The organism is Serratia sp. X3, assembly GCF_014982455.1.
Lineage (GTDB): Bacteria > Pseudomonadota > Gammaproteobacteria > Enterobacterales > Enterobacteriaceae > Serratia > Serratia ureilytica.
On the sequence record NZ_JADCNB010000008.1, the window covers coordinates 1 to 13,150 of the forward strand.

Here is a 13,150-nt window from a genome sequence, read left to right on the forward strand (position 1 = left end):
CGCTGAACGGGCGGCTGCGTCAGGCGGAAGGGCTGGCGAGCTCGTCGGCCATCAAGGCGGACGAGGACGGCGCCTGGGCGCAGCTGCTGGGGGCGTGGGACCACGCGTCGGGCGACGCCAACGCCACGGGTTACCAGGCCTCGACCTACGGGGTGCTGGTCGGGCTGGACTCGGCGGCGGCGGCCGACTGGCGGTTGGGGGTGGCGACCGGCTACACCCGCACCTCGCTGCACGGCGGCTACGGGTCGAAGGCGGACAGCGACAACTACCACCTGGCGGCGTACGGCGACAAGCAGTTCGGTGCACTGGCGCTGCGCGGCGGTGCGGGCTACACCTGGCACCGCATCGACACCAAACGGTCGGTGAACTATGGGATGCAGTCGGACCGTGACGCGGCGAAGTACAGCGCGCGCACCGAACAGCTGTTCGCGGAAGCGGGCTACAGCGTGCAGGGCGAGTGGCTGAATCTGGAGCCGTTCGTCAACCTGGCGTACGTGAACTTCGAAAACAACGGCATCGCGGAAAGCGGCGGCGCGGCGGCGCTGCGCGGCGACAAGCAGCACACGGATGCGACGGTGTCGACGCTGGGGCTGCGCGCGGACACCGCGTGGCAGGTGACCCCGGGCACGACGGTGGCGTTGCGCAGCGAGCTGGGGTGGCAACACCAGTACGGCGGGCTGGCGCGCGGCACCGGGCTGCGGTTCAACGGCGGCAACGCGCCGTTCGTGGTGGACAGCGTGCCGGTGTCGCGCGACGGCATGGTGCTGAAGGCGGGGGCGGAAGTGGCGGTGAACGAAAACGCCTCGCTGTCGCTGGGCTACGGCGGGCTGCTGTCGCAGCACCATCAGGACAACAGCGTCAACGCCGGCTTCACCTGGCGCTTCTGACGTTCAGCGGTCATTACAACGACAACGGAGCCGGCATGCCGGCTCCGTTTTTATTTGCGGCGGCGGGGGGAGAACGTATGATGGCGCGGCGTCAGGACAATAAAAAACCGGGACCCTGACGGATCCCGGCTCAAAAGTGGGTAAAACAGATTAGCGCTAAAGGCTCAAGCCCCGTTTTGCTTATGCAGTCCGAGCGATGTGGACATCGTCTCAGTAGCGGCAACGGAACAAATTTTCCCTGGTGTTACTATGGTTATTATTAAAAACGTGCTGGTGTTGTTTTTTTATAGTGTATTGCTGTATGTCTCTTTTGATACCATGTTTGACGATGCAACATGGTATGTCAAGCAACGTTTTTAACGCATAATTGCATGGGATGCTAGTTTTAGATGTGGCTTTTTCAGCAGAAATAATCAAAACGACTGATAAATCAGTAAAAAAAATCGAAGGAACAAATGGATAACAATCACCAAAAATTCGATTCACAGTCGATTGCCAATCGGGTCAGAGAGCTGTTTTTACATTATGGGATTGGAAAACGTCAGCATGCCCGAGAGCTCAGCCGCATCTTGGATCTGAGTTTTTCACATGCGCACCGCAAATTGAAAGGGCAAAGCCCCTGGACGCTGGAACAGATCAACAGCGTCGCGGCCGCGTTGGGAGAAACGCCGGCGGCGATCGCCGATTTGAGCGCCGAACACGAGGTGGCCGAACCGAACATGGCGCGTGATGCCATCTTTTTTGTGGCAGGGGTGGCGATGCCTTGCGTCGGGCACATCGGCGACGAGCTTCCCACCGGGCGGCCGGCGGAATTTGTGGCGCTGCGCATCGAGAGGCAATGGCATATCTATCGCGCCGATGAGGCGCCGGCAGGGCCGCGTTATGGCGTCGAGCTGATCGAAATCCGGCCCGGCTACGGCGATGACGAGCGGTTGAGCATCGCGGTATTGGACGATTCGCATCAGGCGGCCGATGAGCTGGCCAAGTATCTTGGCGGCTGCGGTTTCAACGCAGTGGCGTTTTACGATGTCGACAGCTTCTGCCAAGCGTTGCAGCAAAGCCTGTTCGACGGTTACGTGGTGGACTGGCTGATCGGTGAGGAAACGGCGGATCGCTGTATCGCCACCATCCGCGCCTCCGACAACCCGGACGCGCCGGTACTGGTGCTGACCGGCGAACTGGGCACCGACCGACGCGAGTCGGAGATCGCTCAGGCGATGCGTGAGTACGATGTACTCGGCCCTTATGAAAAACCGGTGCGGCTCCATGTGATCGAAGCCGCACTGCAACGCTGTTTTAATCTTTAGCGGGGAACACCTCGGCCAGCGCGTTCGACAGCGCATCCAGCCGAACCGGCTTCATCAGGTAGTTGTCGAACAGTGCGCGCTGATCCGCCGTGAGCTGCTCCGGCGTGTAGGCGCTGATGCCGATGATCGGCACATGGCGGTTGGGGCCGCGACGATTGCGCAGCTGCCTGGCCAGGGCGGCGCCGTCGATGCCCGGCATCTGCAGATCCAGCAACAGCGCGTCGTAAGGGCGTCTGAGCAGTTTCTGCAGCGCGCGCTCCGGCGAGTCGCACAGTTCGTGCTGGTAACCCAGCTTATCCAGCAACGCCGCAAAGGCGTCACCCACCGACTTGTTGTCATCCACCACCAGCACCTGCTGCGGTTTCTGCTGCAGAGAGGTATTGGCGGTGGCGGGCTCGTCGGCGCGTTCTTCTTCACTGATCTGCACCGGAATGCTGACGATAAAGGTGCTGCCCTTCTTGATTTCGCTGTACACCGTGATGGTGCCGTCGAGCAGCGTCACCAGGCCGTGCACGATCGCCAATCCCATCCCCACGCCGGCATATTGCTTGGTATGCGACTGATCCAACTGGGTAAAGGGTTTGAAGATCTGATCGAGCTGGTCTTTTTCGATACCGATGCCGGTGTCGGTCACTTCGATAATCAGCGAACTGCCGCCGGGTTGACGGCGCAGACAGCTGTGCAGCGTAATGCTGCCGCTTTCGGTGTATTTGTAGGCGTTGGTCAGCAGGTTGACGATAATCTGCCGGATGCGCAGCGGGTCGGAGTGCACCAACAGGTGGCTGCACTCCACTTCGCAGCTTAGCTTGACCTGCTCTTTGCGGGTCAGGGTGGCGATTTCGTTGGCGGTCTCCGCGATCAGCTTCTGCGCGTCGAACGGCACGATGCGCAGCTCCATCATGCCGCTGTCGAGGTGCGCGTAGTCGGTCAGATCTTTCATTTGGCTTTCGATCTGCTGCGCGGCGGTCTCCAGCCGCTGGAAGGTGTCCGCATGCTCCGCCGACACTCGGGTGTTCACCAGCACGTCGATGGCCGACATCACGCTCTGCAATGAGGTGCGCAGCTCGTGGCCGATGGCGCCGAGGAAGGCATTTTTGGTGCGGGTCGCTTTCTCCGCCTCGATCGCCTTGGCCTGCTGGCGAATGGTCAGCCGCTGCTGACGGAACACGATCAGGGTGATGGCGATCAGCGCGATCACCGAGAACATGACAATCACCAGCCCATAGAAAATGATGTGCCGTTTCTCGATGTAGTCCTCATAGGCGGCGGTGCGCTGCTTCACCTCGGCGTGGTCGGTCAGGTTGGCCATTTCGATGGCGTAAGGCTTGATGGCCTTCATGGCCGCGAAAACCTGATTGAAGTCGATTTTCGGGTTATCCAGCAGTTTATCGATGCGATCCATCTGCAGGCGCATCTGCTTGACCACTTCCGGGTAACCCGGCTCGGCGTACAGCGGTTGCGTGGATTCGGAGACGGTTTCCAGCACGTAAAAGCGCGAATAGAGGATTTCGAATCGCAGCCGCAGGTTGTCGTTGTCCACCTGCGGCGCGTGGCTCTGCTGCTCGACGAACGTGTCGAATTCCGCCAGCTTGATGGAGAACTTGGCGATCGACCAGGAGTAATTCTCCTGCGTGCCGGCGATGGCATACAGCCCTTTCTTCGACAGGGTGGCGCTGTAGTAATAGAGCGTGACGGTCGAAGCCACCAGAAACAGCGCGGCGAAGATAGCCGGTATCGCCAGCCTGCTGCCGTTCTTAAAGGTCGTCAGCTTCATTTGATCACGATCCTGTCGACTTGCCAGATAAAGCGCGAGTTGTACAACGGCGAGTTCAGCTCAGGCCCGGCGGCGTCACGCGGATAAACCAGGAACAGCGGGCCGAAGTTTCTGAGCTTCAGCATCTCCCCGTCCATCTTGTAGGCCAGGATCATGTTGTACTTCTTGACGTCGGACAACGGCACGTCGATGTAATAATCGTTCAGCGCGTAGAAGGTCAGCGTCTCGCCCTTGGCGCCGACGCGCTCCAGGATGTCGGCCACCGAAATCCCTTCAAACTTCCTCTGCGGCGTCCAGGAGGTGGAGGTCGTGATGCTGTGCACCGGCATCGCCAACAGCTGTTTATCGGTGAACAGATAGCTTTTTTTGACCGGATCGGTCACGTTGTCGATCTTGCCCGCCACTTCCAGGGTAAAGCTGAGCGCGCTGCTCTGGGCGATAATCAGGGCCACGCAGGCCATCGCAAGGGTTTTGCATAGTTTGAACAGCATCGGCGTTCTCCAGAGGCGCGGGGAGGTTTGTATCAGTCCCGCTAATTTATCAGGCAGAATAATGGCAGAAAAAGCAGGCGGGTGCGAAGGGAATAGTAAACCGCACAAAAAGAACAGGCCGGTATTTACCCCGGCCTGAGAGTGGGATAAACGTAGCGCTTAGCGCATGGTGACGAACTCTTCCGCCGCAGTCGGGTGGATAGCCACAGTGTTGTCGAAGTCCTTCTTGGTGGCGCCCATCTTCACCGCCACCGCGAAGCCCTGCAGGATCTCGTCCATGCCGAAGCCGATGCCGTGCAGGCCGACGATTTTCTCTTCTTTACCCGCGCACACCAGCTTCATGCGGCACGGCTGGCGGTGCTGCGTCACGGCGCTGTACATGGCGGTGAAGGAGGACTTGTACACCTTCACGTTGTCCGCGCCGAACTTCTCGATGGCTTCCGGCTCGGTCAGGCCGACGGTGCCGATCGGCGGGTGGCTGAACACCACGGTGGCGATGTTGCTGTAGTCCAGATGCTCGTCCGGCTTGTTGTTGAACAGGCGCTCGGACAGGCGACGGCCGGCGGCCACGGCGACCGGGGTCAATTCTACCGCGCCGGTGTTGTCGCCCACCGCGTAGATGCCTTTGACGTTGGTGTTCTGGAACTTATCGACGTCGATGTAGCCTTTCTCATTGGTTTTCACCCCGGTCACGCCGAGGTTCAGGTTGTCGGTCGCCGGTTCGCGGCCGATGGCCCAAATCAGGCAGTCGACGGTGAATGCCTTGCCGTTTTCCAGCTGCAGCGTCAGGCTGCCGTCGGCGTTCTTGACGATCGCTTTCGGCACCGATTCGGTGTGCAAGCTCGGCCCTTCGGTGTTCATCACTTCCACCAGGGTTTCGACGATCATCGGATCGAAGGTGCGCAGCGGCGCGTGCTTGCGCACGAACAGGTGCGTTTCCGCGCCCAGCGCGTTCAGCACGCCGGCGATCTCCACGGCGATATAGCCGGCGCCCACCACGGCGACGCGTTTCGGCATGGCGTCCAGCTCAAAGAAGCCGTCGGAGTCGATACCGTATTCCGCACCCGGAATAGCCGGATGGCTCGGGCGGCCGCCGGTGGCGATCAGGATGTGATCGGCGGTGATGGTTTCGCCGTTCACTTCCACGGTGTGCGCATCCACGAAGCGCGCGAACCCTTTAATCACGTCGACCTTGTTCTTGCCCAGCACGTTATCGTAGGAATTGTGGATGCGGTCGATATAGGCGGTGCGGTTGGCGACCAGCTTTTTCCAGTCGAAGGCGTTGACGGTAGTGTCGAAGCCGTAGTCCGGGCCGTACTGATGGATGGCCTCGGCGATCTGCGCCGCGTGCCACATGACTTTTTTCGGTACACAACCCACGTTTACACAGGTGCCGCCCAGCTCTTTGGCTTCAATCAGCGCACACTTTTGGCCGTACATGGCTGCCCGGTTGATCGATGCGATACCGCCGCTGCCGCCGCCAATTGCTAGATAATCGTAATGTTTCGTCATCTGGGATTTCCATGAGTTGTGAATTTGAAGAGGGTAAGAGTTTAACGCCTGACCGGGGTTTGTCGCAAAGATTGCGTCGATGGCTGTGATAGGCGGACGCAGGGCGCGGCGAACCGCGCCCTGCCGGGGATTATTCCGGTACCACCCAGTTGACCAGATGGTGGCCGATGCCCGACGGCACCAGCACCTTGTGCAGCCACGGCAGCACGTTTTTCATCTGCTGCTCCAGCTTCCACGGCGGGTTGATGACGATCATGCCGGAGGCGGTCATGCCACGCTGATCGCTGTCGGGTTTCACCGCCAGCTCGATCTGCAGGATGCGGCGAATGCCGGTGGCTTCCAGATCGCGCAGCATGCGTTTGATCTGCTGGCGCATCACTACCGGATACCACAGCGCGTAGGTGCCGGTGGCGAAGCGCTTGTAGCCTTCCTGAATGCCTTTGACCACGTCCTGGTAATCGGTCTTCATTTCATACGGCGGGTCCATCAGGATCAGGCCGCGGCGCGACGGTGGCGGCAGCTGGGATTTCAGCTGCTGATAGCCGTCGGCGCGCTGCACTTTGGCGCGCTCGTCTTTCTGGAACTCGCTGCGCAGCAGCGGGTAATCGCTCGGGTGCAGCTCGGTCAGGTGAATTTTATCCTGCGGGCGCAGCAGCTGGCGGGCGATCAGCGGCGAGCCGGGATAGTAGCGCAGCGTGCCGGAACGGTTGAAGTTGTGCACCACGCTCATATAGGCCGCCAGCTCTTCCGGCAGATCGTCGCGTTGCCACAGCAAGCCGATGCCTTCCAGGTATTCGCCGGTGCGCTCGGCGTGTTCGCCGCTGAGCTGATAACGGCCCGCGCCCGAGTGGGTATCCAGATACAGGAACGGCTTCTCTTTTTCCTTCAGCGATTCGATGATCAGGCTCTGAACGGTGTGTTTGAGCACGTCGGCGTGGTTGCCGGCGTGGAAACTGTGGCGATAACTTAACATGACGGGTGGCGGTTCCTTGTGCTCCGCAGACGGAGCATTCAATGCAATAAGGCTTATAATCTGCACAGTATAAACTGTCTGGCCGGGAAAAACCGGACTCCGTTGCCGCAGACGTTAACAGAAAGGGACAGGACGATGAGCAAACAGGCGATTTTGGCGAATTACCCCGACGCGGCGCGCTGGGCGTTCGGCGACGGCCCCGCGTTAGCCGACGAACTGCTGGGATTGGTGCTGAGCGGGGAGAAGACCGCCACCTGCAGTTCCTATGCGAGCTATCGTCGGGAACAAACCCCGAGGATCGGCGATTACAGCATTGTTCTCGATGGCCGCGGCGAACCGGCCTGCGTGATCAGAACCCTGGCGCTGCGCCTGGTGCGCTACTATCAGGTGACCGCCGAGATGGCGGCCAAAGAGGGCGAAGGCGACAAAAGCCTGGCATTTTGGCGCGAGGGGCATCAGGCATTCTTTACCCGCGAGGGGAGCTTTGCGCCGGACATGTGGCTGGTGTTCGAAGAATTCGAACGGGTTGAAACGCTGTGAATCACAAGGAGAAAGGATGAGCTGCATTTTTTGCGACATCGTGGCGGGCAAGGCGCCGTGCCATAAAATCTGGGAAGACGACGACCATCTGGCGTTCCTGTCCATCTTTCCCAACACCGACGGTTTCAGCGTGGTGATCCCCAAGGAGCACCACCCGAGCTACGCGTTTGAGCTGCCGGACGAGGTGCTGAGCGCGCTGATGCTGGCGACCAAACGGGTGGCGCGGCAGCTGGATCGCGCGTTCGACGACGTCGGCCGCTGCGGCATGGTGTTCGAGGGCTACGGCGTCGACCATGTGCATGCCAAACTGATCCCGCTGCACGGCACCGCGTCGCTGGCGCAGTGGCGGCCGATCGAATCGACCTCGCCGAAGTTTTTCACGCGTTACGAAGGCTACATTTCCTCCCACGACGCGGCGCGCGCCGACGACGAACAGCTGGCGGCGCTGGCCGCCCGCATTCGCCAATGCGCCGTTTAAGGCACGAACGATCAACGCCGGGCATTGATTTTCCTGTTGCCTGGCTCCATGTTAGAGATTCATACGCATTTTAAGGCTCGCCCTCGTAGCGGGCCCCAACGCTAATCAGGACTGCCCTATGACAAATCCGTTGCTGACCCCGTTTTCCCTGCCGCCGTTCTCGGCGATCCGCCCTGAAGATATCGTGCCTGCGGTGCAATCCGCGCTGGCGGACTGCCGCGCCGCGGTAGAGCGCGTGGTCGCGCAGCCGGGGCCGTTCACCTGGGACAATCTGTGTCAGCCGTTGGCGGAGTCGGACGATCGCCTGTCGCGCATCTGGTCGCCGATCGGGCACCTGAACTCGGTGAAAAACAGCCCGGAGCTGCGCGCCGCCTATGAGCAGGCGCTGCCGCTGCTGTCCGAGTACGGCACCTGGGTCGGCCAGCACGAAGGGCTGTACCAGGCCTACCGCAGCCTGAAAGAGGGCGCGGCGTTCGAGACGCTGAGCGTGCCGCAGCGCAAGGCGGTGGACAACGCGCTGCGCGACTTCGAACTGTCGGGCATCGGCCTGTCGGCGGACAAACAGCAGCGCTACGGCGAGATCGTCGCGCGCCTGTCCGAGCTGGGCTCTACCTACAGCAACAACGTGCTCGACGCCACCATGGGCTGGAGCAAACTGATTACCGACGAAGCCGAGCTGAGCGGCCTGCCGGAAAGCGCCCTGGCGCAGGCCCAGGCGATGGCGCAGGCCAAAGAGCAGGACGGCTGGCTGCTGACGCTGGACATGCCGAGCTACCTGCCGGTGCTGACCTACGCCGACAACCGCGCGTTGCGTGAAGAGATGTACCGCGCCTTCGCCACCCGCGCCTCCGATCAGGGGCCGAACGCCGGCAAATGGGACAACAGCGAAGTGATGGCGGAAACGCTGGCGCTGCGCCATGAGCTGGCTCAGCTGCTGGGCTTTGACACCTACGCTGACAAGTCGCTGGCGACCAAGATGGCGGAAAGTCCGGAGCAGGTGATCGGCTTCCTGAGCGATCTGGCCAAGCGCGCCCGCCCGCAGGCCGAGCAGGAGCTGGCGCAGCTGCGCGCCTTCGCCAAACAGCACTATGGCGTGGACGAGCTCGACGCCTGGGACATCACCTATTACGGCGAAAAACAAAAGCAGCACCTGTTCTCCATCAGCGACGAGCAGCTGCGCCCGTACTTCCCGGAACAGCGGGTGGTGGAAGGGCTGTTCGAAGTGGTGAAACGCATTTACGGCATCACCGCCAAAGAGCGTAAAGACGTGGATACCTGGCATCCGGATGTGCGCTTCTTCGATCTGTTCGACGCCGACGGCGAGCTGCGCGGCAGCTTCTACCTCGATCTGTACGCCCGCGAAAACAAACGCGGCGGCGCCTGGATGGACGACTGCGTCGGCAGCCTGCGCAAGGCCGACGGCACGCTGCAAAAACCGGTCGCTTACCTGACCTGCAACTTCAACCGCCCGCTGGGCGACCAGCCGGCGCTGTTCACCCATAACGAAGTGACGACGCTGTTCCACGAGTTCGGCCACGGTCTGCACCACATGCTGACGCAGATCGATACCGCCGGCGTCTCCGGCATCAACGGGGTACCGTGGGATGCGGTCGAGCTGCCGAGCCAGTTTATGGAAAACTGGTGCTGGGAGCCGGAAGCGCTGGCGTTTATCTCCGGCCACTACCAGAGCGGCGAGCCGCTGCCGAAGGCCATGCTCGACAAGCTGCTGGCGGCCAAGAATTACCAGGCGGCGCTGTTCATTCTGCGCCAGCTGGAGTTCGGTCTGTTCGATTTCCGCATGCACTTCGAATACAGTCCGGAGAAAGGGGCGCAGATCCTGCCGACGCTGGCGGAAGTGAAGAAAATGGTGGCGGTGGTGCCTTCGCCGAGCTGGGGCCGCTTCCCGCACGCCTTCAGCCACATCTTCGCCGGCGGCTACGCGGCGGGTTACTACAGCTACCTGTGGGCGGAAGTGCTGTCGGCCGACGCCTACTCGCGCTTCGAAGAAGAGGGGATTTTCAACGCCGAGACCGGCAAATCCTTCCTCGACAACATCCTGTCGCGCGGCGGTTCGGAAGAGCCGATGGCGCTGTTCAAACGCTTCCGTGGCCGCGAGCCGCAGCTGGATGCTATGCTGCGCCATTACGGCATTAAAGGATAACCCGACACGTGAGCGTGTGTTTATTGTGTGAAGCAGGCGCCGATCCCGGCGCCTTGTCTGTTTTGGCGCAGCGCTGGCGGCTGACGTCCGACGACGACGCGCCGATGGCGCTGGTATTGACCCCGCAGCGGCTGGAACTGCGCAAGCGCGACGAGCCGAAGCTGGGCGGGATCTACGTCGATTTCGTCTCCGGCGCCATGGCGCACCGGCGCCGCTTCGGCGGCGGCCGCGGCGAGGCGGTGGCCAAGGCGGTCGGTATCAAGGGCAGCTACCTGCCGGACGTGGTGGACGCCACCGCCGGGCTGGGGCGCGACGCCTTCGTGCTGGCGGCGCTGGGCTGCCGGGTGCGGATGCTGGAGCGCAATCCGGTGGTGGCGGCATTGCTGGACGACGGCCTGCAGCGCGGCTATCAGGATGCGGAAATCGGCCCGTGGCTGCGCGAGCGCCTGACGCTGCTGCACGCCTCCAGCCTGACGGCGCTGGCGGATCTCAGCCCGCGCCCGGAGGTGGTGTATCTCGATCCGATGTTCCCGCACAAGCAGAAAAGCGCGCTGGTGAAGAAAGAGATGCGGGTGTTCCAATCGCTGGTGGGCAGCGACGATGACGCCGACGGCCTGCTGGAACCGGCGCGCCGTTTGGCGACCAAGCGCGTGGTGGTGAAACGCCCGGACTACGCGCCGCCGCTGGCCGACGTGCCGGCGCACGCCGCCACGCTGACCAAAAGCCACCGTTTCGATATCTACATGCCGCTGTAATGTCAGCCGGGCCCGCCGTGTCGGGCCCTCAGTTTCCCTCCCGCAAACTTTTCCCCACGCCGCCGGCCGGATGCACCGCCAGCAAGGCGGCCTTGTCATAGCCGCTGCGCGTCATCAGGCAAGCGCAGGCGGCGTCGAAGATCGCCAACACCAGCACAATCGAGGTGGTGGCCAGCATGTTCAGCGGATCGATCTCCCGTTGCACCCCGGAGGCGATTGTCAGCTGCGCCGCCTGTGCGATGGCGGAATGCGGGTTTTCCGTCACCGCGATCAGCGTCACTCCCTTGGCCTGCAGCGTCGGCAGCAGGCGGGTCAGCTCGTCGGAATTGCCGCCGCGCGAGATCAGGATCAGCAGATCGTCGGCGCGCAGGAAGCCCAGATCGCCGTGCGCCGCGCCGGTGGCGTCGAGATAGACCGCCGGCCGCTCCACGCAGGCCAGCATATGGGCTATCTTGCGCGCCGCAATCCCCGAGGTGCCGACGCCGGTGACGGCGATTTTACCGCGGCAGTCGGCCAGCAGCGCCAGCAGCCGTTGCCAGGTGTGCGCATCGAGGCGCTCGCTCAGCTGCGCCAGCTCCTGGCTGTAGGTTTGCCAGCCCTGCACGGCCTGCCGCCACTCTTGCTGCATCACGCCTCCTCCTGCATCAACCGGCGGTATTTCATGTGGTCGTTGTACAGCTCGTGGAACACCCGGTATTTGCGATCGTAGTAGCTTTTTATCTGGTTGGTCTGCGGCGTCACCGTCTTGCCGATGCGGCTCATGGCGCTCATCGCCTCCGGCAAGGTGTCGAACACGCCGGCCGCCACGGTGCCCATCATCGCGCCGCCCAGCAGCATCGCTTCGCTCTCCTCCGGCAGCAGCATGGCGCAACCGGTGGCGTTGGCGTGCTCCTGCACGAAGATCGGGTTCTTGGTGCCGCCGCCGCTGGCCATGATGGTGTCGATGCTGTAGCCGCTGTGGTTCATGGTTTCGATGATGTGGCGGGTGCCGAGCGCGATGGCCTGAATGGTGGCCAGGTAGTGCAGCGCCATGTCTTCCGGCGTGCGCGACAGCTTCAGCCCGGTCAGGATGCCGGTCAGCGTCGGGTTGGCGCGCGGCGAGCGGTTGCCGTGGAAGTACGGCAGCATGTGAATGTCCTGCGTCAGGAAAGCGATGTTCTCCGGCTCGCCGGCCATGCGGCGCAGAATGGCGTTCAGCACCTCATAGATGGTCTGGCCCTGAGTTTTCGCCTGCGCCAGCAGCTCCTGATAGCACGGGTGCGACTGGATGACGTGGTCGATCAGCGCGCCGGTGGCGGACTGGCCGCCTTCGTTCAACCAGTATTCCGGCAGGATCGCCGAATAATACGGCCCCCAGACGCCGCCGATAAAGCGCGCGGTGCGCGACATCGCCATATGGCCGGTGGAGGTGCCGCCGATCAGCGCGACGCGGCGGTTGAAGTCGGCCACCTCGCCGGAGACGCCGGTGGCGCCCAGCGTGCCGAGGGTGCCGGCGTGGGCGTCGATGATTGACACGCTCACCGCCGTGCCGGCGATCAGCCCCATCTCGCTGGCGGCGCGCTGAGTCAGGCCGTGGCCCAGCGGCTCGCCCATCATTTTAACGTCGCTGCCGATCTTGGCCGCGTCGTGTTCCAGCACGTCTTCCAGCCCGATCTGCTGGAAGTAGCTCTTGTCCCAACGCTGCTCGTGGCCGAGATAGGTCCACTTGCACACCGTTGAACACAGCGAGCGGGTGGCGTCCTGGGTAGCGCGCCAGGTGAGGAAGTCCGGCAGATCGAACAGGTAACCGGCGTTGGCCCAGGTGGTGGGCATGTGTTGCTTCAGCCACAGCAGTTTCGGCGTCTGCATCTCCGGCGAAATGATGCCGCCAACGAAGTCCAGCACCCGATGTTTGGTGGCGTTGATGCGCTCGGCCTGGGCGATCGCCCGGTGATCCATCCACACGATGATGTTCTGCTCAGTGCGGCCGGAGGGGCTGACGGTCAGCGGTTTGCCCTCTTTATCCAGCACCACCAGCGAACAGGTGGCGTCGAAGCCCAGCCCTTTGACCTGGATCGGGTTGATGTCGGCCTGGTTGACCGCGTCGCGCACCGCATTGCACACCGCCTGCCAGATGTTATCCGACGACTGCTCGACGAAATCCGCCTTCGGCCGGTACAGATCGATGGCCCGGCTGGCCTGGCCGACCATGCGGCCATTGAGATCGAATACGCCCGCGCGCGCGCTTCCGGTGCCCACATCTACGCCAATAAAATAGCTCGCCATTATTTTC

General features: G+C 62.2%; 12 protein-coding genes. 6 read left to right on the forward strand and 6 right to left on the reverse strand.

All coding sequences use genetic code 11. The annotated features are described in order from the left end of the window. Together IMX17_RS21765 and IMX17_RS21770 are read left to right on the forward strand one after the other, a co-directional pair. Positions 1–887, forward strand: an 887-nt coding sequence (locus IMX17_RS21765) for an autotransporter outer membrane beta-barrel domain-containing protein (protein WP_193550230.1), incomplete at its 5' end; no start/stop codon positions are given. A 455-nt stretch (positions 888–1,342) separates the two neighbouring features. Next, on the forward strand, positions 1,343–2,194 hold the full coding sequence (locus IMX17_RS21770) for a helix-turn-helix domain-containing protein (RefSeq protein WP_182265685.1): 852 nt from the start codon (positions 1,343–1,345) through the stop codon (positions 2,192–2,194). Here IMX17_RS21770 and IMX17_RS21775 read toward each other — a convergent pair. The 4 genes from IMX17_RS21775 to IMX17_RS21790 all read right to left on the reverse strand — a co-directional run bounded on the left by IMX17_RS21775 (position 2,184) and on the right by IMX17_RS21790 (position 6,944). Continuing rightward, a complete protein-coding gene (locus IMX17_RS21775; RefSeq protein ID WP_116286893.1) occupies positions 2,184–3,968 on the reverse strand; it encodes an ATP-binding protein in 1,785 nt (594 codons plus the stop codon). The genes IMX17_RS21770 and IMX17_RS21775 overlap by 11 nt on opposite strands. Next, positions 3,965–4,459 (reverse strand): molybdopterin-dependent oxidoreductase, encoded by a 495-nt coding sequence (locus IMX17_RS21780; RefSeq protein ID WP_033645359.1) that lies wholly within the window; start codon positions 4,457–4,459, stop codon positions 3,965–3,967. Before IMX17_RS21780 ends, IMX17_RS21775 begins: the two co-directional genes overlap by 4 nt. A 159-nt stretch (positions 4,460–4,618) precedes the next feature. After that, positions 4,619–5,971, reverse strand: coding sequence for a glutathione-disulfide reductase (gorA, locus tag IMX17_RS21785; protein ID WP_004931014.1), 1,353 nt, complete (start codon positions 5,969–5,971; stop codon positions 4,619–4,621). A gap of 130 nt (positions 5,972–6,101) precedes the next feature. Then, a complete protein-coding gene (locus tag IMX17_RS21790) occupies positions 6,102–6,944 on the reverse strand; it encodes a 23S rRNA (adenine(2030)-N(6))-methyltransferase RlmJ (protein WP_033636386.1) in 843 nt (280 codons plus the stop codon). A gap of 135 nt (positions 6,945–7,079) precedes the next feature. Here IMX17_RS21790 and IMX17_RS21795 point away from each other — a divergent pair, with 135 nt between their 5' ends. The 4 genes from IMX17_RS21795 (at position 7,080) to rsmJ (ending at position 10,878) form a co-directional block, all read left to right on the forward strand. Next, positions 7,080–7,484, forward strand: a complete 405-nt coding sequence (locus IMX17_RS21795) for an ASCH domain-containing protein (RefSeq protein ID WP_182265686.1) — start codon at positions 7,080–7,082, stop codon at positions 7,482–7,484. 16 nt (positions 7,485–7,500) lie between these two features. Further along, a complete protein-coding gene (locus tag IMX17_RS21800) occupies positions 7,501–7,962 on the forward strand; it encodes an HIT family protein (protein WP_046898653.1) in 462 nt (153 codons plus the stop codon). A 118-nt stretch (positions 7,963–8,080) separates the two neighbouring features. Beyond that, positions 8,081–10,123 carry an oligopeptidase A gene (gene prlC / locus IMX17_RS21805; RefSeq protein WP_033645356.1) on the forward strand — a complete coding sequence of 681 codons (2,043 nt, stop codon included), beginning with the start codon at positions 8,081–8,083 and terminating at the stop codon, positions 10,121–10,123. An 8-nt stretch (positions 10,124–10,131) separates the two neighbouring features. After that, positions 10,132–10,878 (forward strand): 16S rRNA (guanine(1516)-N(2))-methyltransferase RsmJ, encoded by a 747-nt coding sequence (gene rsmJ / locus IMX17_RS21810; RefSeq protein ID WP_028128290.1) that lies wholly within the window; start codon positions 10,132–10,134, stop codon positions 10,876–10,878. Positions 10,879–10,906: 28 nt separating this feature from the next. Here the strand turns inward: rsmJ and IMX17_RS21815 are convergent, their stop codons facing one another. Together IMX17_RS21815 and IMX17_RS21820 are read right to left on the reverse strand one after the other, a co-directional pair. Continuing rightward, positions 10,907–11,506 (reverse strand): SIS domain-containing protein, encoded by a 600-nt coding sequence (locus IMX17_RS21815; protein ID WP_046898655.1) that lies wholly within the window; start codon positions 11,504–11,506, stop codon positions 10,907–10,909. Then, the gene (locus tag IMX17_RS21820; protein ID WP_004931001.1) at positions 11,506–13,143 is read right to left on the reverse strand and encodes an FGGY-family carbohydrate kinase; all 1,638 of its coding nucleotides are present in this window, start codon (positions 13,141–13,143) and stop codon (positions 11,506–11,508) included. The genes IMX17_RS21815 and IMX17_RS21820 overlap by 1 nt, the downstream gene beginning before the upstream one ends. Positions 13,144–13,150 lie beyond the last annotated feature (7 nt).

What these genes read in the sequence shown, in the direction of transcription:
- IMX17_RS21780 (WP_033645359.1), bottom strand. Translation starts at nt 4,459, where the DNA reads ATGCTGTTCAAACTATGCAAAACCCTTGCGATGGCCTGCGTGGCCCTG.
- IMX17_RS21770 (WP_182265685.1), top strand. Translation starts at nt 1,343, where the DNA reads ATGGATAACAATCACCAAAAATTCGATTCACAGTCGATTGCCAATCGG.
- gorA (WP_004931014.1), bottom strand. Translation starts at nt 5,971, where the DNA reads ATGACGAAACATTACGATTATCTAGCAATTGGCGGCGGCAGCGGCGGT.
- IMX17_RS21795 (WP_182265686.1), top strand. Translation starts at nt 7,080, where the DNA reads ATGAGCAAACAGGCGATTTTGGCGAATTACCCCGACGCGGCGCGCTGG.
- prlC (WP_033645356.1), top strand. Translation starts at nt 8,081, where the DNA reads ATGACAAATCCGTTGCTGACCCCGTTTTCCCTGCCGCCGTTCTCGGCG.
- IMX17_RS21820 (WP_004931001.1), bottom strand. Translation starts at nt 13,143, where the DNA reads ATGGCGAGCTATTTTATTGGCGTAGATGTGGGCACCGGAAGCGCGCGC.
- IMX17_RS21790 (WP_033636386.1), bottom strand. Translation starts at nt 6,944, where the DNA reads ATGTTAAGTTATCGCCACAGTTTCCACGCCGGCAACCACGCCGACGTG.
- IMX17_RS21775 (WP_116286893.1), bottom strand. Translation starts at nt 3,968, where the DNA reads ATGAAGCTGACGACCTTTAAGAACGGCAGCAGGCTGGCGATACCGGCT.
- IMX17_RS21815 (WP_046898655.1), bottom strand. Translation starts at nt 11,506, where the DNA reads ATGCAGCAAGAGTGGCGGCAGGCCGTGCAGGGCTGGCAAACCTACAGC.
- IMX17_RS21800 (WP_046898653.1), top strand. Translation starts at nt 7,501, where the DNA reads ATGAGCTGCATTTTTTGCGACATCGTGGCGGGCAAGGCGCCGTGCCAT.